The organism is Streptomyces sp. NPDC086147, assembly GCF_040702165.1.
Lineage (GTDB): Bacteria > Actinomycetota > Actinomycetes > Streptomycetales > Streptomycetaceae > Streptomyces.
On record NZ_JBFBJO010000004.1, the window covers coordinates 434,722 to 454,416 of the forward strand.

At 71.0% G+C, this 19,695-nt stretch carries 8 protein-coding genes; 6 read left to right on the forward strand and 2 right to left on the reverse strand.

Annotation, left to right across the window (positions count from 1 at the left end; translation table 11 throughout):
- Nucleotides 1-290 precede the first annotated feature (290 nt).
- Entirely contained in the window at nt 291-1,472 is a 1,182-nt protein-coding gene (locus AB0398_RS12700; RefSeq protein WP_366374540.1) for an ROK family transcriptional regulator, read from the reverse strand.
- Nucleotides 1,473-1,677: 205 nt separating this feature from the next.
- Nucleotides 1,678-4,008, reverse strand: a complete 2,331-nt coding sequence (locus tag AB0398_RS12705) for a ricin-type beta-trefoil lectin domain protein (RefSeq protein ID WP_366374541.1) — start codon at nt 4,006-4,008, stop codon at nt 1,678-1,680.
- 662 nt (nt 4,009-4,670) lie between these two features.
- On the opposite strand from AB0398_RS12705, the gene AB0398_RS12710 reads away from it, so the two are divergent.
- From AB0398_RS12710 to AB0398_RS12735, 6 genes are all read left to right on the forward strand, one after another.
- Complete coding sequence (locus AB0398_RS12710; RefSeq protein WP_366374335.1) at nt 4,671-7,523, forward strand: PQQ-dependent sugar dehydrogenase; 2,853 nt, start codon at nt 4,671-4,673, stop codon at nt 7,521-7,523.
- A gap of 50 nt (nt 7,524-7,573) precedes the next feature.
- Nucleotides 7,574-9,337, forward strand: coding sequence for a ThuA domain-containing protein (locus AB0398_RS12715; RefSeq protein WP_366374337.1), 1,764 nt, complete (start codon nt 7,574-7,576; stop codon nt 9,335-9,337).
- Between the two features lie 170 nt (nt 9,338-9,507).
- Nucleotides 9,508-9,957, forward strand: coding sequence for a GNAT family N-acetyltransferase (locus AB0398_RS12720; RefSeq protein ID WP_366374339.1), 450 nt, complete (start codon nt 9,508-9,510; stop codon nt 9,955-9,957).
- Between the two features lie 140 nt (nt 9,958-10,097).
- On the forward strand, nt 10,098-11,108 hold the full coding sequence (locus AB0398_RS12725; protein ID WP_366374341.1) for a LacI family DNA-binding transcriptional regulator: 1,011 nt from the start codon (nt 10,098-10,100) through the stop codon (nt 11,106-11,108).
- Nucleotides 11,109-11,510: 402 nt separating this feature from the next.
- Nucleotides 11,511-14,882 carry a CARDB domain-containing protein gene (locus AB0398_RS12730; RefSeq protein ID WP_366374343.1) on the forward strand — a complete coding sequence of 1,124 codons (3,372 nt, stop codon included), beginning with the start codon at nt 11,511-11,513 and terminating at the stop codon, nt 14,880-14,882.
- 296 nt (nt 14,883-15,178) lie between these two features.
- Nucleotides 15,179-19,468, forward strand: coding sequence for a discoidin domain-containing protein (locus AB0398_RS12735; protein ID WP_366374345.1), 4,290 nt, complete (start codon nt 15,179-15,181; stop codon nt 19,466-19,468).
- Nucleotides 19,469-19,695: the final 227 nt, after the last annotated feature.

Below are 19,695 nucleotides of genomic sequence, written 5' to 3' on the forward strand. Positions count from 1 at the left end.
CGGGGGTGCGGGGCGTGCGGGTTACGAGCGGTACGAACGGTGCGGGTCGTACGGGTGGTACGGGAGCGGTACGGGGCGCGCGCGGCGGGTCGTACGGGGGTGCCCGGTGCTCGGCACCCGGCGGTGCTCACGCGCTGGACACCTCACGGTGCCGACGTACGGGACACCTCCCGGTGCCGATGTGCCCGGCACCTGGCGATGCCGATGTACGGGGCACCTCGCGGTGCCTGTGTGCCCGGCACCTCGCGGTGCCGTCGTGCCGGGCACCTCGCGGTGCCCGCCGGCTCGGATCAGGCCGGCGAGAACAGGTGGTCGCTGATGAGCCGGGCCGCGCCGGTCACGCCGGCGATCGAACCGAGCTCGCCCAGGACGATGGGCAGGTTCCTGGTCGCGAGGGGAAGGGAGCGCCGGTACACCTGGGTCCGCACGCTCGCGAGGAGCGTGTGTCCGAGTCCCGTCACCCCGCCCCCGATCACGACCATCCCCGGGTTGAAGAAGCTCACGAGGCCGGCGATGACCTGGCCGACCCGGTCGCCACCCGCCCGGATCAGGTCCAGAGCCGCGGCGTCCCCCGCCGCGGCGGCCGCGGAGACGTCCGCCGCGGTCAGCGCGCCGGCGGCCTCGAGGCGGGCGGCGAGGGCGACCGAGCGTCCCTCGCGCGCCGCGTCCTCGGCGTCACGGGCGAGCGCGGCGCCGCCGAAGTGGGCCTCCAGGCATCCCCGGTTGCCGCAGCCGCAGGCCCGGCCCTCCGGATCGACCTGGATGTGTCCGATGTCGCCGGCGCTGCCCGTCGTACCGCGGTGGACCTCTCCGCCGACGACGATGCCGCAGCCGATGCCGGTGCCGATCTTGACGTACAGGAAGTCGCCCACGGACCGGGCGACGCCCGCGTGCTGCTCTCCCATGGCCATCAGGTTGGCGTCGTTGTCGACCATCACGGGGCACCCCAGGTCCTGGCTGAGCGCCTCCCGGACGGGGAACCCGTCCCATCCGGGCATGATCGGCGGGGCCACCGGGACGCCCTCGGGGAAGCGGACGGGGCCCGGCACGCCGATGCCCGCGCCGTCGAGTCCGTCCGTGAGGCCCGACGCCTTGAGCTTCCCGACCATCGACAGGACCTGCTCGAAGACCGCGACGGGGCCCTCGCGCACGTCCATGGAGTGGTTGAGGTGTCCCAGGACCTCCAGCTCGGCGTTGGTCACCGCGACGTCGATCGAGGTCGCGCCGATGTCGACGCCGAGGAAGCGCAGTCCGGGCGCGAGCCGGATGTTGTGCGAGCGGCGTCCGCCCCGGGAGGCGGCGAGCCCGTCCGCGACGACGAGGCCCGTCTCCAGGAGCCGGTCCACCTCGACCGCGAGCTTGGAGCGGGAGAGGTCGACCTGATCGCCGAGCTGAGCACGCGAGTTGGGGCCTCCGTCGCGCAACAGCCGGAGCAGACGCGCCTGATGCGCGTTCGCGGGCCGGGCCGTCATGCGTCGCATGTCCCCTCCTCTCCTCTTCCGTGCTTCGTCCGTTCTTCGCTTTCGAGGGGAACGTAGCAGCGCTTCACCCGGAGGGGAAGAACTTGCGCACAGTTCCGCTTCGACTTCTTCCACGCACAGGACAAAGGGGGAACGCGTGCGGGCCGTACGCCACGGCGCACGGCCCGCACCACCCCCGTCGTTACGTCGACTCACCTCAGGGAAGAGCCCACTTCTGGGCGCTCGTCCCGTTGCAGGTCCACAGCTGGACCTTCGTGCCGTCCGCCGTGGCGCCGCCCGCGACGTCCAGGCACTTGGCGGACTGCGGGTTGCGCAGACTGCCGTCGGCCTGTGCCTGCCAGGTCTGGGAGCCCGATCCGTTGCAGGTCCACAACTGGACCTTCGTGCCGTCCGCCGAGCCGCCGTTGGAGACGTCCAGGCACTTGCCGAGCACCTTCAGCGTGCCGTCCCCCGCCACGGTCCACTGCTGGGCGCCGGTGCTGTTGCAGCCCCACACCTGGATCTTCGTGCCGTCCGCGGTCTGGGAGTTGTCGACGTCCAGGCACTTGTTGCCGATGCCCCGCACCTCTCCCGTGGGCACCCCGCCGGGCAGCCGGTTGAGCGTGTACCAGGCCTCGGTGCTCCACAGGGACTCGCCGGTGGCGGAGCTGAAGGGCCGGGCCGAGCGGATGTGCACCACCCGGTCGGCCTTGAGGCCGGGAACGGCCAGGGTGACCGTCTTCCGGTCGGCGGAGAGGGCGGCCGACTGCGCGGTGAGCGTCTCCTCGCCGATCTTCGGGCCGCCGTAGTCGGCGGTCGGCGCGTAACGCCACTGCTTGATCTTGTAGCGCTTGGCCAGGTCGGTGGCCGTCTGCGTCGACAGCGGCTGGGTGTACTCCAGGGCGAAGCCGCCCGGTACGGCGCGCATGGCGCGGATGTCGAAGGCGTTGGCGCCGTTCGGCGACAGCTTCTGCAGGCCGAAGGCGAGCTTGCCCTCCTGGCCCCAGTTGCCGCCCGCGCCGAGCCCGCCGGCGTACAGCGCGCCGTCCGGGCCGACGCTGATCCGGGTCACACCCGCTTCGAGGCCCTGGGTGAGGCGGAAGACCGCGCCCTGGTACTCGCCGCCGACCTTCTCCAGGAAGCCGCGCTGCACACCGCCGTACGTCACGTCGCCGAACAGCATCTGCCCGGCGAACGGTCCGTCGGTCAACTGGAGGGGTGTACTGGGGGAGTTTCCTATCTCGTTCTGCGGCAGCCAGAGCACCGGCTTGGTCACCGGCCGGGAGTCGAACGGGCCGGCCGGGTTCATGTAGTGGTTGAAGAACCGGTCCTGCTTGATGTGCACCAGCTTCGACGAGGGCAGCCAGCCGCCCTGGTTGTCGGTGACGAAGATGCCGCCCTCGGGGCCCCAGCCGATGCCGTTCGGGGTGCGCAGTCCGCCGGCCACGTACGCGACCTCGCCGGTCTGCCGGTTCACCTTGATCGTGGTCCCGCGGTTCGGCGCCGGCTGCGGGTTCGTGGTCGCCCCGCCGTAGTTGATGGAGACCGACAGGTTCAGGTAGAAGAACCCGTCTTTATAGAGGAGGCCGAAGGCGAACTCGTGGAAGTTGCCGCCGAAGGGCCAGGTCGCCACCCGCCGGTACTGGTCGGTGACCTCGTCCCCGTCGGTGTCGTTCAGCTCGGTCAGCTCGTGCTTCTGGGAGACGTACAGCTTGCCGTCGACGTACTTGATCCCCATGGGCTCCTTCAGGCCCGAGGCCACCTTCTTCACCGTCACCTTGTCCGGGCCGGTGCTCCCCGTGACGTTGCCGAGCAGGTAGACCTCGCCCGTGGTGTTGTTGCTGCCGCCCCAGGTGGTCACGGCCAGACGGCCGTCCGGCAGCCAGTCCATCGCGGAGACCTGCGGCTCGAAGCCCTTGGGGCGCAGGTCGGTGAGGGTGTAGTTCGGGTGGACGCCGGTGAGCGGCAGGCCGTCGCCGGGCGTGTCCGCGATGCCCTCGCACTCCTTGCGGCCCGGCGCGGTCACGCGGACGACGTCGGCGTCGGTGCTCAGGGCCGAGTTCGGTACGACGGCGAAGCCGGTGGCGCCCGGCGGCTTCCAGGACAGCGTGATCTGCTGACCGCCGTCGCGCTCGAAGTGCTCGATGCGCAGCGCGTGCGAACCCGCCGTCAGGTTCACGGTCGCGTCCTTGGGATCGGGACCGTGCAGGCCGTCGTGGTTGATCACCACCTGGTCGTCGATCAGGAGGCGGGAGCCGTCGTCGCTGGCGAGGCGGAGGGTATAGCTGCCCGTCTGCGGGACGTTCAGGTTGCCGACGACGTGGGTGGCGAAGTGGGTCTCCAGGCCGAAGTCGGCGGCCGTGGACCAGTCGACCACCGGCATCAGCTTGTCGATGTTGGGGGTCTGCCCCGGCTTCAGCACGCAGAGGTTGTTCAGCGGGATCTGCACGTCGAAGACGCGGAGCGTGACCCCGTGCGTCTGCGGGGGGAGCGCCGCGGCGGAGCGGCCCCTGAGGGTCGAACCGGGCGCGACCGCGGTGCCCTTCACCCGGGCGGGCCTGTTCGTGTCCGCGGGGTCGTCCGCGGGACCCCGGGGGGCCGGGGCGGCGGGCGCGGTGGGGGAGGGGGGAGCGGCCGGGGAGGCCGGGGAGACCGACAGGGCGGCGGTCAGTAACGAGGCGATGAGCGTTCCGGCCAGACGGCCGGCCGATCGGTGGGGGTACAGCCGTGGACGCACGTGACCTCCTGACGGCCCTTCGGGAGGCGAAGGGCTCGATCGGGCAAGTGGGGGATCCACCGCTGCCGGGACGCGTCGTCGCCCCGGTTACGGAGGCGCTGCGGGCGGGAGGGAGCGGGTCCGCACCGTCGCGTCGGACACAGTAGGGACTTCTCCCGACGCGGTCCATACTTTGTCCTCGATGCGCATAAAGCGGCCGTGCCGCAGTGATCACCGGCCCTTCTCCCGGGCGGGCGGTGCGACCGCCGCCCCTCGCTCCTCCCGCGGCGAGTACTTTGTCCCGCGCATGGAGAAAGTCACGGAAACTCGCGCGCACCGGGTTACGGACTTCGACAAAGCCCGCTAACTTCCTTGAAACGAACCGGTCATGAGCTGCGGGCCGGTCCCTACGGCGTGACGGCGCACGCCCGTAGTCCCTCGGCAGCACACCGAGGCTGCCACCACCCCACCTCTGTCGGGAGACCTCTGTGCGCATGAGATCGCCCGGGCGCGGACGCGCCCGCTTCTTGCTGACCGCCGTGGCCTGCACCCTCGGCTGTCTCCTGCCGGTGTCCCCGGCCCACTCCGCGCCCGCGCACCGGGACCACGGCGCCGGGACCGAGGTCACGGCCGCGGCCGCCCCGGAGTTCCAACAGGTCACGCTCGCCAAGGGCGTGGCCGAGACGGGCGAGCCCATGACCCTGGCCGTCCTCCCGGACCGCTCGGTCCTGCACACCTCGCGCGACGGCACCCTCCGTCTCACCAACGCCGCGGGCACCACCACCGTGGCGGGCAAGCTCGACGTGTACAGCCACGACGAGGAGGGCCTCCAGGGCGTCGCGGCGGACCCGGGCTTCTCGTCCAACCGGCAGGTCTACCTCTACTACGCGCCCAAGCTCACCACTCCGGGCGGAGACGCCCCCGCGAACGGCACGGCCGCCGACTTCGCCCCGTACGACGGGGTCAACCGGCTGTCCCGGTTCGTCCTGAGGACCGACGGCACCCTGGACCTCGGCAGCGAGAAGAAGATCCTGGACGTGCCCGCCTCCCGAGGGCTGTGCTGCCACGTCGGCGGCGACATCGACTTCGACGCGGCCGGCAACCTTTACCTGTCGACCGGCGACGACAGCAACCCCTTCGCCTCGGACGGCTTCACCCCGATCGACGAACGGGCGGGCCGCAACCCCGCCTACGACGCCCAGCGCTCCTCCGGCAACACCAACGACCTGCGCGGCAAGGTCCTGCGGATCAAGGTGAACGCCGACGGCTCCTACACGGTCCCCGGCGGCAACCTCTTCGCGCCCGGCACGGCGAGGACCCGGCCCGAGATCTACGCCATGGGCTTCCGCAACCCCTTCCGGATGAGCGTCGACAAGGCCACCGGCACCGTCTACCTGGGCGACTACGGCCCCGACTCGGGCACCGCCTCACCCGCCCGGGGACCGGAGGGCCAGGTCGAGTTCAACCGGATCACCAGGGCGGGCAACTTCGGCTGGCCCTACTGCACGGGCAGGAACAACGCCTACACGGACTACGACTTCGCCACCGGCACCTCGGGAGCGGTGTTCGACTGCGCCGCCCCGAAGAACACCTCCCCGCGCAACACCGGCCTCACCGACCTGCCGCCCGCCCAGCCCGCCTGGATCTCGTACAACGGCTCCTCCGTCCCCGAGTTCGGCGGCGGCTCGGAATCGCCCATGGCCGGTCCCGTCTACCGCTACGACGCCGCCTCGACCTCCGAGGTGAAGTTCCCCCAGGAGTACGACGGGGACTTCTTCGCCGGCGAGTTCGGCCGCCGCTGGATCAAGCGGATCGAGGCCGCCGGAGACGGCACCGTACAGTCGATCAACCCCTTCCCCTGGAGCGGCACCCAGGTGATGGACACGGCCTTCGGGCCGGACGGCGCCCTGTACGTCCTCGACTACGGCACCGGCTACTTCAACGGCGACGAGAACTCCGCCCTGTACCGCATCGAACACGTCACGGGCGGCCGCGCCCCGGTCGCCCAGGCCCGGGCGAACGTCACCTCCGGCAAGGCGCCGCTGGCCGTCTCGTTCTCGTCGGCCGGCACCTCCGACCCCGACGGCGACGCCCTCACGTACGCCTGGACCTTCGGCGACGGCGGCACCTCCACCGCCGCCAACCCCTCCCGCACGTACTCCGCCGACGGCCGGTACACGGCCACGCTCAAGGTCACCGACAGCACCGGCAGGTCGGCGACCGCCTCGGTCCTGATCACGGTCGGGAACACGGCCCCCACGGTCCGCCTCGACCTGCCCGCCGACGGGAGCGTCTACGACTTCGGCGCGGCGATCCCGTTCAAGGTGACCGTGACCGACCCCGAGGACGGCACGATCGACTGCTCCAAGGTGAAGGTCACCTTCATCGTCGGCCACGACAGCCACGGACACCCGCAGACCTCGGCCACCGGCTGCACCGGCACCCTGCGGACCCTCGCGGACGGGGAGCACGACCCCAACGCCAACATCTTCGGCGTCGTCGACGCCGAGTACACCGACAAGGGCGCCAACGGCCAGCCCGCCCTGACCGCGCACGACCAGCACGTCACCCAGCCCAGCCACCGCCAGGCCGAGCACTACAGCGAGGCCTCGGGCGTCCAGGTCGTCACCCACACCCCCGCGCACGGCGGCAAGACCGTCGGGTACATCGAGAACGGCGACTGGATCGCCTTCCGGCCGTACGCCCTGGAGAACGCGGAGCGGTTCACGGCCCGGATCTCCTCGGGCGGGACGGGCGGCACCATCGAGGTGCGCGCCGGCTCCCCGACCGGGACCCTGCTCGGCACGGTCGCCGCACCGGTCACCGGCGGCTGGGAGACCTTCCGGGACGTCACCACCACGCTCACCGCCCGGCCGGCCGGCTCCACGACCCTCTACCTCGTCTTCAAGGGCGGCGCCGGTTCGCTGTTCGACGTCGACGAGTTCTCCTTCACGACCACCGGCGCCCGTTCGGGCCCGGTCAAGGGCGTGAACGCCAAGTGCCTGGACGTCGACAACGCCGGCACCGCGGACGGTACGAAGACCCAGATCCGGACCTGCGACGGCAGCGCGGCCCAGACCTGGACGGTCCCCGGCGACGGCACCCTGAAGGCCCTCGGCAAGTGCCTGGACGTCTCCGGCGGCGGCTCGGCGGACGGGACGAAGGTCCAGCTGTGGACCTGCAACGGCACCGCCGCCCAGAACTGGGCGGCCCAGGCCGACGGCACCGTGCGCAACCCGCAGTCCGGCAAGTGCCTGGACGCCTCGGGAGGCGTCTGGAACGACGGCACGGCCGTCCACCTGTGGACCTGCCACACCGGAGCCAACCAGAAGTGGGTCCTGCCGTAGCCCCGGGACCGCACAGCCCCGCAGTCCCCAGACAAGGAGGCGACCGTTCCATGCGCACCCCCCTGAAAGCGGTTCTCGGCCTGCTGGCCGGTGCCGCGCTCTGCCTGACCCCCCAGGCGGCGGCCCAGGCCGCACCCCCGGGACACTCCACCGCCGCGACCGGCACGGCCGCCGGGCCACGCGCCGCGGCGGACCCGGCCTACAAGGTCCTCGTCTTCTCCAAGACGGCCGGTTTCCGGCACTCCTCGATCACCCCCGGCATCGCGGCCCTGCGCGACCTGGGCACGGCGAACAACTTCACCGTCGACGCCACCGAGGACGCCCAGGCCTTCACGGCCGGCAACCTCGGCCGGTACAAGGCGGTCGTCTTCCTGTCGACCACCGGCGACGTCCTGAACGCCGGCCAGCAGACCGCGTTCGAGCAGTACGTCCGGGGCGGCGGCGGATACGTCGGCATCCACGCCGCCGCCGACACCGAGTACGACTGGCCCTTCTACGAAGGCCTGGCCGGGGCCCTGTTCCACTCCCACCCGGCCGTCCAGTCCGCCACCGTCAAGGTCGAGGACCGGGCGCACGACGCCACCGCCCACCTGGGCGCCACCTGGCAGCGCACCGACGAGTGGTACAACTACCGCACCAACCCGCGCGCCACCGCCCGCGTCCTGGCCTCCCTCGACGAGTCCAGCTACTCCGGCGGGAACATGTCCGGCGACCACCCGATCGCCTGGTGCAAGGGGTACGAGGGCGGCCGGGCCTTCTACACCGGAGGCGGCCACACCGACGAGTCGTACGCCGACGCCGCCTTCCGCCGCCACCTCCTGGGCGGGATCCGCTGGGCCGCCGGCATGACCGAGGCCGACTGCCGTGCGGAGACCGGCTACACGTCCCTCTTCGACGGCTCGTCCACCACCGGCTGGCGCCAGGCCGGCCCGGGGGGGTTCACCCTCGCGGACGGCACCCTCACCTCCCAGGGCGGCCTCGGCATGCTGTGGTACTCCGCCAAGGAGTTCACCGGCGACTACTCCCTCAAGCTCGACTGGAAGGCCGCGGGCGACGACAACTCCGGCGTCTTCATCGGCTTCCCGGCCTCCGACGACCCCTGGTCCGCGGTGAACAACGGCTACGAGATCCAGATCGACGCCACCGACGCGGCCGACCGCACCACCGGCGCCGTCTACGGCTTCAAGTCCGCCGACGTCGCCGCGCGCGACGCCGCGCTCAACCCGCCCGGCGAGTGGAACACGTACGAACTCCGGGTCACCGGCGAACGCCTGGAGATCTTCCTGAACGGCGCCAGGATCAACGACTTCACCAACACCGACCCGGCCCGGAGCCTGCGCCAGGGACACATCGGCCTCCAGAACCACGGCACCGGCGACGACGTGTCCTTCCGCAACATCCGGATCAAGCAGAGCGGGGGACAGCCCGGCCCCCGCACGGGCGAGGTCAAGGGCGTCAACGGCAAGTGCCTGGACGTCGACAACTCCCAGACCGCGGACGGTACGAAGATCCAGCTGTGGACCTGCAACGGTACGGCCGCCCAGAAGTGGACGGTCGCGGCCGACGGCACGGTGAAGGCACTGGGCAAGTGCCTGGACGTGTCGGGCGGCGGCAGCGCGGACGGTACGAAGATCCAGTTGTGGACGTGCAACGGCACCGGTGCGCAGAAGTGGACGCCGCAGGCCGACGGCACGGTCCGCAACCCGCAGTCGGCCAAGTGCCTGGACGCCTCGGGAGGCGTCTGGAACGACGGCACGGCCGTCCACCTGTGGACCTGCCACACCGGAGCCAACCAGAAGTGGACCCTGCCCTGACGGGAGGCACGACCCGACCGCACTCGATCGCGGCCCCCGGTGACCTGCGGAGACGCACGTCACCGGGGGCCGCGGCCCGTTCCCTGCCCCGGGACAGGGCCCGGCGGGTCGGCTCCGTCCTGTCGTGACGGTGCCGCCGGGCGGGCCGTGCGGTGGGCAGTATGGGCGGCATGACGACAGGAGACCGGAACGAGATCGTGGTGCGCCGGGCGCGCCCGGCGGACGCGCGGGCGCTCTGCCGCGTCGACGCGGTGGCCGCCGGTGGTGACGCCGAGCGGCGGGCGGGCATCCGGAGGTGGTGCGAGGAGGGCCGGGCCGCGGTGGCGGAGGACGAGCGCGGTCCGCTGGGATACTGCGTGGTGGAGTACACCTTCTTCGGACAGGGATTCGTGACCATGCTCATGGTCGAGCCCTCGGCCCGCCGCCGGGGCGTGGGGCGGCTGCTCCTCGAGGACGCGGCGGCCTCATGCGCCACCGAGAAGCTCTTCACCTCGACCAACGTCTCCAACCGGCCGATGCAGGGACTGCTCGAGCGGGCCGGCTGGGCTCCCGTGGGCCTTCTCCACGGGCTTGACGAAGGGGATCCGGAGCTGTTCTATCTCTGTCCCCGCCACGATTGAACCCCGTGCCCCGGCACCCCGGCGGAGGCGGGCGCGCGGCCCTTCGCGGGGTCCGGGCGTCGGGCCGGAGGGCCTGTCACGCTGCAAACTTGGCAAGAAGTGTGTAACTTCCTGACTCTCTTTGCGCTAGAGTTGCGTTCGTGACGCGACGACTTGCTCTGGTAGCGAAAAAAGTGGGAGTCAGCGAGGCCACGGTCAGCCGAGTTCTCAACGGCAAGCCGGGGGTCTCGGAGGCCACCCGCCAGTCCGTGCTCAGCGCACTGGACATCCTCGGCTATGAGCGTCCCACGCAGTTGCGCGGGGAGCGGGCCAGGCTGGTCGGTCTGGTCCTGCCCGAGCTCCAGAACCCCATCTTCCCGGCCTTCGCCGAGGTCATCGGCGGTTCCCTGGCGCAGCAGGGGCTCACGCCCGTGCTCTGCACGCAGACCAAGGGCGGCGTCTCGGAGGCCGACTACGTCGACCTGCTCCTTCAGCAGCAGGTGTCCGGAGTGATCTTCGCGGGAGGCCTCTTCGCGCAGGCGGACGCGCCGCACGAGCACTACCGGCAGCTGGCGGAGCGCAACATCCCCGTCGTGCTCGTCAACGCGCCCATAGAGGAGCTCGACTTCCCCTGCGTCTCCTGCGACGACATCGCCGCGGTCGAGCAGGCGTGGCGCCACCTCTCCTCCCTGGGGCACGAACGCATCGGCCTGGTCCTCGGCCCCGAGGACCACATCCCCTCGCGCCGGAAGCTGACCGCGGCGCGGGCGGCCGCGGCCGCGGCGGGAACGGAGCTGTCGGAGGAGGCCGTGGAGCGCTCGATGTTCTCGCTCGAAGGGGGACAGGCGGCCGCGGGCCGGCTCTGGGACCGGGGCGTGACCGGGGTCATCTGCGCGAGCGACCCGCTGGCCCTGGGCGCCATCAGGGCCGCCCGCCGGCGCGGGCTCGCCGTTCCCGCCGACGTGTCCGTGCTCGGGTTCGACGACTCGGCGTTCATGAACTGCACCGAGCCTCCGCTGTCGACGGTCCGGCAGCCGATCGAGGCGATGGGGCGGGCGGCCGTGGACCTCCTGTGCGCCCAGATCCAGGGATCGCAGGCCCACCCCGGTGAGCTGCTCTTCGAGCCGGAGCTCGTGGTGCGGGGCTCGACCGCGCCGCCGTCCAGCGCCTGACCCGAGCCAGCCCGCGCCCCACCGAGGGCCAGACCTGACGGTCTGGCCCTTTCTCGCGTGCCCGCGCACCCGGTCTCGCGTGCCCGCGCACCCGGGGGCGGCCCCGTCGGCCCCGTCACCGCCGGGCTCTCCCACAGGCCAGTTGTGTCGGCCCCGTTGACAAAGCGGTGACCTGGCGGAAACCTGTCACCTGGTCATCGCAAAAGATTGACTGAACAGCTCAAAAAGTCTTGCTCACACTTGGATGTTCCCTCTTTGGGGATGAAAGGTGCTGTGCGAGGGCCCTGTCGACGTTTGCCCGGTGTATACGCCTCCAGGCCCGTCCTCCTTCCCCGGCGCTGTTCACGCCGTCGGCAGGGCGAGTCGCGGCCGGTCGCCCGGGTGAGGAATCAAGAGGACTTCATGCGATTGAGAAACCACGGGCGGCGAGTGATCGTCGGCTCGGTGATGGCGGGTCTGATGGGCGTGGGGACGCTCCCCGCCCCCGCCCACGCCGCCGAGGGCCCCAACCTCGCCCTCGGCAGGCCCGCGACCGCGGGCGGCACGAACGGAGGCTACGTCGCCGCCCACGTGACCGACGGAAGCCAGGCGTCCTACTGGGAGGGCCCCAACGGGTCGTTCCCCCAGTGGGTGCAGGTCGACCTGGGGGCCAGTACCGAGGTCGACCGGGTCGCGCTGAAGCTGCCGGCCTCCTGGGGCTCCCGCGTCCAGACGCTGAGCGTGCTCGGCAGTACGAACGGATCCTCCTTCGCCGCGCTCTCCGGATCCGGGGCGCGCACCTTCGACCCGGCCGCCGCCAACACGGTCAGCATCCCCGTCACCGCGACCACGGCCCGCTACATCCGCGTCCAGGTGGCCGCCAACAGCGGCTGGAACGCGGCCCAGTTGTCCGAGCTGGAGGTCTTCGGCGAGGACGGCGGCGGCCCGGTCGACCCGCCGCCGACCGGCGTCAACCTGGCGCGCAACAAGCCGATCGAGGCGTCGTCGGTCACCCAGTCGTACGTGGCCGCCAACGCCAACGACGGGAACACCGGCACCTACTGGGAGTCGGCCGGCCTGCCCGCGACCCTGACCGCGAAGCTCGGCGCCAACGCCGACGTCGAAGCGGTCCGGATCAAGCTCAACCCCGACCAGGCGTGGGGGCCGCGCACCCAGGCCGTCGAGGTGCTCGGACGCGAGCAGTCCGCGTCCGGCTTCACCACCCTCAAGGCCCGCGCCGACTACCAGTTCAGCCCGTCCTCGGGCGCCAACACGGTCACCGTCCCGGTCACCGGCCGCTACGCCGACGTGCAGCTCAAGTTCTTCACCAACAACGGTGCTCCCGGCGCCCAGGTCGCCGAGTTCGAGGTGGTGGGCGCCGCCGCCCCGAACCCGGACCTCACCGTCACCGACCTCGTGTGGTCCCCCTCCTCCCCCTCGGAGACGGACCCCGTCGAGATCAGCGCGACGGTCCGCAACGCCGGGACCGCCGCCTCGCCGGCCACCACCGTCAACGTGAGCCTCGAAGGCGCCGTGGCGGGCAGCGCGCAGGTCGGCGCGCTCGCGGCGGGCGCCTCCACGACCGTCAGGATCCCCGTCGGCAGGAAGGCGATGGGCAGCTACACCGTGTCCGCCGTCGTCGACCCGGCCAACACCGTGGTGGAGCAGGACGACACCAACAACAGCAGGACCGGTTCCACCAAGCTGGTCGTCGGCCAGGCGCCCGGCCCCGACCTCACGGTCACCGCGATCACCCCGAACCCGTCCTCCCCGGCGGTCGGCGCGCAGGTCTCCTTCACGGCCACGGTCCAGAACCGGGGCACCACCGGTGTCGCCGCAGGCAGCGTCACCCGTCTCGCCGCGGGGACCACCACCCTGAACGGCACCACCCCGGCGGTCGCCGCCGGACAGTCGGTCACCGTGCCGATCTCCGGCACCTGGACCGCCGCGAGCGGCGGAGTCACCCTCACCGCGACGGCCGACGCCACCGCGACCGTGGCCGAGACCAACGAGAACAACAACGTCTTCAGCCGCTCCCTGGTCGTCGGCCGCGGCGCGGCCGTGCCCTACACGGAGTACGAGGCGGAGGACGCCCGTTACCAGGGGACCCTGCTCACCGCCGACGCCACGCGGACCTTCGGCCACACCAACTTCGCCACCGAGTCCTCCGGCCGCAAGTCGGTCCGGCTCAACTCCACGGGTGAGTACGTGGAGTTCACCTCCACCAACGCCGCCAACTCCCTCGTCGTGCGCAACTCGATCCCCGACGCCCCCGGCGGCGGCGGACGGGAGGCCACGCTGAGCCTGTACGCCGACGGCCAGTTCGTGCGGAAGCTGACGCTCTCCTCCAAGCACAGCTGGCTCTACGGCACCAGCGACGACCCGGAGGGGCTCACCAACGCCCCGCAGGCCGATGCCCGCCGCCTGTTCGACGAGTCCAACGCCCTGCTGGCCCAGTCCTACCCGGCCGGCACCAAGTTCCGGCTCCAGCGGGACGCGGGCGACACCGCCTCCTTCTACGTCATCGACCTGATCGACCTGGAGCAGGTCGCGCCCCCGACGGCCCAGCCGGCCGGCTGCGTCTCGATCACCAACTACGGCGCGGTGCCCAACGACGGCCTCGACGACACCGACGCGATCCAGCGCGCCGTGACCGCCGACCAGAAGGGCGAGATCTCCTGCGTGTGGATCCCGGCGGGCCAGTGGCGCCAGGAGCAGAAGATCCTGACCGACGACCCGCTGAACCGGGGGAACTACAACACCGTCGGCATCCGCGACGTGACCATCCGCGGCGCCGGCATGTGGCACTCGCAGCTCTACACCCTCACCCCGCCGCACCAGGCGGGCGGCATCAACCACCCGCACGAGGGCAACTTCGGCTTCGACATCGACCACAACACGCAGATCTCCGACATCGCGATCTTCGGCTCCGGCACCATCCGCGGCAACAACGCCAACGAGGAGGGCGGCGTCGGCCTCAACGGGCGCTTCGGCAAGAACACGAAGATCAGCAACGTCTGGATCGAGCACGCCAACGTCGGCGTCTGGGCCGGCCGCGACTACACCAACATCCCCGAGCTGTGGGGACCCGGTGACGGCGTCGAGTTCTCGGGCATGCGGATCCGCAACACCTACGCCGACGGCATCAACTTCGCCAACGGCACCCGCAACTCCACCGTCTTCAACTCGTCCTTCCGCAACAACGGCGACGACGCGCTGGCCGTCTGGGCCAGCAAGTACGTCAAGGACACCTCGGTGGACATCGGCTCCAACAACCACTTCCACAACAACACGATCCAGCTGCCCTGGCGGGCCAACGGCATCGCGGTCTACGGCGGATTCGGCAACACCATCGAGAACAACATCATCTCCGACACCATGAACTACCCCGGCATCATGCTGGCGACCGACCACGACCCGCTGCCCTTCTCCGGGCAGACCCTCATCTCCAACAACGCCCTGTACCGCACGGGCGGCGCGTTCTGGAACGAGGACCAGGAGTTCGGCGCCATCACCCTGTTCGCGCAGGGCCAGCCCATCCCCGGCGTCACCATCAAGGACACGGACATCGTCGACTCCACCTACGACGGCATCCAGTTCAAGACCGGTGGCGGCGAGGTGCCGAACGTCAAGATCACCAACGTCCGCATCGACAAGTCGAACAACGGCTCCGGCATCCTCGCGATGAGCGGCGCCCGCGGCAGTGCCACCCTGTCGAACGTGACGATCACCAACTCGGCCCAGGGCAACATCCTGGTCGAGCCCGGATCCCAGTTCGTCATCAACAACCCGTAACGCCGTCGGCGGCGCCCGAGGCGCCGTGACGAGGGGGTCCGGCCGCGGCGGTGGCCGGGCCCCGCCCCTCCCGCGCTTCCCGACGACCCCGTAGCCCCTCGTGCGCGGGGCCTTCGGCATGCCCTCGTACGCCACGGCGGACCGGAGGAAGCCCGCCTTCGCGAGATGTAGACGCCTTGGCAATTCTCTGCAACTCTCTCACCGCTCGCAGCAAACCGACGACATATCCGAGCCAGGGTCCCACCCGACGAGCCGCGCCACGCAGCCATCGCCTGCGGGGCCGAGATCGAGGACAGATGAAACTGCACAGCTGGAGATCACGGGGCATGAGCGCCGTGATCGCGACGAGCCTCCTGGCGCTGGGGGGTCCCCTCATGGCCGCCCAGGCCGCCGGAGGCCCCAACATCGCGCTGGGCGATCCCGCGGCGGCCGGCAGCGCGCTGCCGGAGTACGGCGCCGCAAACGTCACCGACGGCAACCAGGGCACGTACTGGCAGAGCTCCGGGTCGAGCCTGCCGCAGTGGGTGCAGACCGACCTCGGCACGAGCACCCGCGTCGACGAGGTCGTCCTGAAGCTCCCGGCGGGCTGGGAGAGCCGCAACCAGACGCTGTCCGTCCAGGGCAGCGCCGACGGCACCAGCTTCTCCACCCTGAAGAGCTCGGCCACCTACACGTTCAGCCCGGGCTCCGGCAACACCGTCACGGTGGGCTTCCCGGCCGCCCAGGCCCGCTTCGTGCGCATCGACATCACCGCCAACACCGGCTGGCAGGCCGCCCAGCTGTCCGAGCTGGAGGTGCACGGCGCCGACAGCACCTCGGCGAACCTCGCCGCGGGCAGGACCCTGACCGCGAGCAGCCACACCGAGGTGTACGCGGCGGGCAACGCCAACGACGGCAACAAGGCCACCTACTGGGAGAGCCGGAACAACGAGCTGCCCCAGTGGCTCCGGGCCGACCTCGGCTCCTCCGTCCGCGTCGACCGCGTCGTCCTGCGCCTGCCCGACAATTGGGGCGCGCGCAGCCAGACCCTGAAGATCCAGGGCAGCGACAACGGCACGGACTTCACCGACCTCACCGCGTCGAAGGCGTACGAGTTCGCGCCGTCCGCCCAGAACACCGTGACGATCCCGTTCGGCGCGACCACCACCCGGTACGTCCGGGTCCTGGTCACGGCGAACACCGTCCAGCCGGCCGCCCAGTTGTCCGAGCTGGAGGTCTACGGCCCGGGCACCGGCGACACGCAGGCGCCGACGGCTCCGGCGAACCTGGCGTTCACCGAGCCCGCGACCGGCCAGGTGAGGCTGACCTGGACCGCCGCCACGGACAACACCGCCGTCACCGGGTACGACGTGTACGCGAACAACACGCTCCTGACGAGCCTGGCGGGGAACGTCACCACGTACACGGACAGCCGTCCGGCCAACCAGACGGTGACGTACCACGTCCGGGCCAAGGACGCGGCCGGCAACCAGTCCGCCAACAGCAACGCCGTCACCCGTCAGGGCGACACCGGGGACACGCAGGCGCCGACGGCTCCGGCGAACCTGGCGTTCACCGAGCAGACCTCCGGCCAGGTGAGGCTGACCTGGGGCGCCTCCTCGGACAACACCGGCGTCACCGGGTACGACGTGTACGCGAACAACACGCTCCTGACGAGCGTGGCGGGGAACGTCACCACGTACACGGACAGCCGTCCGGCCAACCAGACGGTGACGTACCACGTCCGGGCCAAGGACGCGGCCGGCAACCAGTCGGTCAACAGCAACGCCGTCACCCGCAACGGCAGCGGCTCCACGGGCTCCAACCTGGCCGTCGGCAAGCCGATCAGCGCCTCCTCCACCGTGCACAGCTTCGTCGCGGCGAACGCCAACGACAACAACACCGCCACCTACTGGGAGGGCGCGGGCGGCAGCTACCCGAACACCCTCACCGTCAAGCTCGGCTCCAACGCCGACCTCGACCGGCTCGTCCTGAAGCTCGACCCGGCCACCGCCTGGGCCGCGCGCAACCAGACCGTCGAGGTCCTCGGACGCGAACAGAGCGCCTCGGGCTTCACCAGTCTGGTCGCCGCGAAGAGCTACACCTTCGACCCGGCCGGCGGGAACACCGTGACCGTCCCGGTCACCGCCCGCGTCGCCGACGTCCAGCTCCGGTTCACCGCCAACACCGGCTCCTCGGCGGGCCAGCTCGCCGAGTTCCAGGTGATCGGCGTGCCCGCGCCCAACCCGGACCTGGAGGTGACCGGCCTGACCACCACGCCGGCCGCCCCCGTCGAGTCGGACCAGATCACGGTGAGCGCCACCGTCCGCAACAGCGGCCCGGCCGCCGCTCCGGCCAGCGCCGTCGCACTGCGCCTGGGCGGCACCAAGGTCGCCACCACCCAGGTCGGCGCCCTCGCCGCCGGGGCACAGACCACCGTCAGCGCCTCCATCGGCGCGCGGGAGGCCGGCTCGTACGAGCTGAGCGCGGTCGCCGACGAGGCGAACGCGGTCATCGAGCAGAACGAGTCCAACAACACCCTCACCAGCCCCGCCCCGCTCGTGGTCAAGCCGGTCACCAGCCCCGACGTGGTCACCGCCTCGGTCACGACCACCCCGTCCAGCCCGTCCGCCGGTGACACCGTCTCCTTCCGGGCGACCGTGCGGAACCAGGGCAACCAGGCCACCTCGGCGGGCGGCCACGGCGTCACCCTGAACCTGCTCGACAAGCAGGGCGCCACGGTCAAGACCCTGACCGGCTCCTACAGCGGCAGCCTCGCCGCCGGTGCCTCGACCGTGGTGACCCTCGGCCCGTGGACCGCCGTCAACGGCTCGTACACGGTGCGGACGGTCCTGGCCGACGACGCCGGCGAGCTGCCGGTCAAGCGCGCCAACAACACCGCCTCCCAGCCGCTCTTCGTCGGGCGCGGCGCCAACATGCCGTACACCACGTACGAGGCGGAGGACGGCACCGTCGGCGGCGGCGCCACCGTCGTCGGACCCAACCGCACCGTCGGCGACCTCGCGGGCGAGGCCTCCGGCCGCAAGGCCGTCAACCTGGACGCGACCGGCGAGTACGTCGAGTTCACGGCCCGCGCCGCCACCAACACCCTGGTCACCCGCTTCTCCCTCCCGGACGCCCCGGGCGGCGGCGGCATCGACTCCACGATCAGCGTCTACGTCGACGGCGTCTTCAAGAAGGCGCTCCCGCTGACCTCGAAGTACGCCTGGCTGTACGGCTCCGAGATCGCGCCCGGCAACTCCCCGGGCTCCGGAGGCCCGCGCCACGTCTACGACGAGGCGCACCTGCTCCTCGGCGAGACCGTCCAGGCCAGCAGTAGGATCCGGCTCCAGAAGGACGCCGCCAACAGCGCCGCGTACTACGCGATCGACTTCGTCGACCTGGAGCAGGTCGCCCCGGTCGCGAACCCCGACCCGGCGACGTACACCGTCCCGGCCGGCTTCACCCACCAGGACGTGCAGAACGCCCTGGACAAGGTCCGCATGGACACCACCGGCAAGCTCACCGGCGTCTACCTGCCGCCCGGCGACTACCAGACGTCCAGCAAGTTCCAGGTGTACGGCAAGGCCGTCAAGGTGGTCGGCGCCGGCCCCTGGTACACGAAGTTCCACGCGCCCTCGACCCAGGACAACACCGACGTCGGCTTCCGCGCCGAGGCGGCGGCGAAGGGCTCGCTCTTCAAGGGCTTCGCCTACTTCGGCAACTACACCTCGCGGATCGACGGCCCTGGCAAGGTGTTCGACTTCGCGAACGTCACCGACATCGTGATCGACGACATCTGGAACGAGCACATGGTGTGCCTCTACTGGGGCGCCAACGCGGACCGGATCACGATCAAGAACTCCCGCATCCGCAACATGTTCGCCGACGGCGTCAACATGACCAACGGCTCCACGGACAACCACGTCGTCAACAACGACGCCCGGGCCACCGGCGACGACAGCTTCGCGCTGTTCTCCGCGATCGACGCCGGCGGCGCCGACATGAAGAACAACGTCTACGAGAACCTCACCAGCACGCTCACCTGGCGGGCCGCGGGCCTCGCAGTCTACGGCGGCTACAGCAACACCTTCCGCAACATCCACATCGCCGACACCCTGGTCTACTCCGGCGTCACCATCTCCTCGCTGGACTTCGGCTACGCCATGAACGGCTTCGGCACCGAGCCCACGACCTTCGAGAACATCTCGATCGTCCGGGCCGGCGGCCACTTCTGGGGCAACCAGACCTTCCCCGGCATCTGGCTGTTCTCCGCCTCCAAGGTCTTCCAGGGCATCCGGGTGAACAGCGTCGACATCGTCGACCCCACCTACAGCGGCATCATGTTCCAGACCAACTACGTGGGCGGACAGCCGCAGTTCCCGATCAAGGACACCGTCCTCACGGACATCTCCATCACCGGGGCCCGCAAGAGCGGCGACGCCTGGGACGCCAAGTCCGGCTTCGGCCTCTGGGCCAACGAGATGCCCGAGTCGGGGCAGGGCCCCGCCGTCGGCGAAGTGACCTTCAACGGGCTGCGGATGAACGGCAACGCCGTCGACATCCGCAACAACACCTCCACCTTCAAGATCAACATCAACCCGTGATCCGCCCTCCCGCGGGTGCCTCCCGCGGGTGACCGCGGCCGGTCCGGGCCCCTGCCCGGGGTCTGGACCGGCCGTGGCGCCCCGGGGCGCCACGGCGCGCTCCCGCGGCCGGCCCGGGCCGCAGGGGCCCCGGCGCGCCTCCGTGCGAGCCCCGGCCCCTGTCGGCCAGGTGCATGCCGGTCACGTTTCGATTACACCCTCCTGTCGCACAATTGCGAAATCAGCGC

Excerpts from the sequence above, each read along its gene's own strand:
- AB0398_RS12735 (WP_366374345.1), top strand. The coding sequence starts at position 15,179 with ATGAAACTGCACAGCTGGAGATCACGGGGCATGAGCGCCGTGATCGCG.
- AB0398_RS12700 (WP_366374540.1), bottom strand. The coding sequence starts at position 1,472 with ATGACGGCCCGGCCCGCGAACGCGCATCAGGCGCGTCTGCTCCGGCTG.
- AB0398_RS12715 (WP_366374337.1), top strand. The coding sequence starts at position 7,574 with ATGCGCACCCCCCTGAAAGCGGTTCTCGGCCTGCTGGCCGGTGCCGCG.
- AB0398_RS12720 (WP_366374339.1), top strand. The coding sequence starts at position 9,508 with ATGACGACAGGAGACCGGAACGAGATCGTGGTGCGCCGGGCGCGCCCG.
- AB0398_RS12710 (WP_366374335.1), top strand. The coding sequence starts at position 4,671 with ATGAGATCGCCCGGGCGCGGACGCGCCCGCTTCTTGCTGACCGCCGTG.
- AB0398_RS12730 (WP_366374343.1), top strand. The coding sequence starts at position 11,511 with ATGCGATTGAGAAACCACGGGCGGCGAGTGATCGTCGGCTCGGTGATG.